1 protein-coding gene is annotated in these 599 nt (G+C 32.7%); it reads right to left on the bottom strand.

Annotated features, from left to right (window positions below; all coding sequences use genetic code 11):
• The coding region (locus tag ACIPNH_RS01015; RefSeq protein ID WP_400771064.1) for a helix-turn-helix domain-containing protein at nt 1-599 on the bottom strand (599 nt) is incomplete at both ends.

Below are 599 nucleotides of genomic sequence, written 5' to 3'. Positions count from 1 at the left end.
GAAATTCCTTCCTTAACTAAATTCTTTGCAATTTTCATCTTTTCTACTTTCTTCACTTTCTCTTTGCAAACTTGTATGCTTTCAAACAGAGATTTTATGAGTACATGACGTAATTCTTGGCTTTTAATCTTTTTGTATTCTTCTATTAACCTTGATAGTTCCACTTCACTATTCTCATTTTCTCTTGTTTCTGGAAGCAGATCTGTAATATTAATTAATAGCATCTTTGCTATTTCATCTAACATTTCAAGTGAAACAGCAGCTCGTCCTTGTTCATATTCATATATTCTTTGATTTATTACGCCCACTTTGCTTGCTAAATCTTCTTGAGTGTATCCTCGTATCAATCTCCATTCTTTTATTCTTTGACCTACTTTATACGGAATAGAAATTTTTTCCTCATCATTATCATATTCATCAATAGATAAACTGATCGTTTGAGAGATAACATGAGCAGAAACTCCTTCCTTAACTAAACCCTTTGCCACCTCTACTTTTACTGCCTTTCCACTTTCTTCCTCACTAATACGGATGGATTTTTGGAGTAGCTTTAATCTATTGCCTGATTTTATAGAGACCAGAAATCGACCTAATACAGT

This window comes from Wolbachia endosymbiont of Drosophila barbarae (assembly GCF_044752445.1).
In the GTDB taxonomy this organism is placed as follows: domain Bacteria; phylum Pseudomonadota; class Alphaproteobacteria; order Rickettsiales; family Anaplasmataceae; genus Wolbachia; species Wolbachia pipientis.
This window is presented reverse-complemented; position numbering and strand designations above follow the sequence as displayed.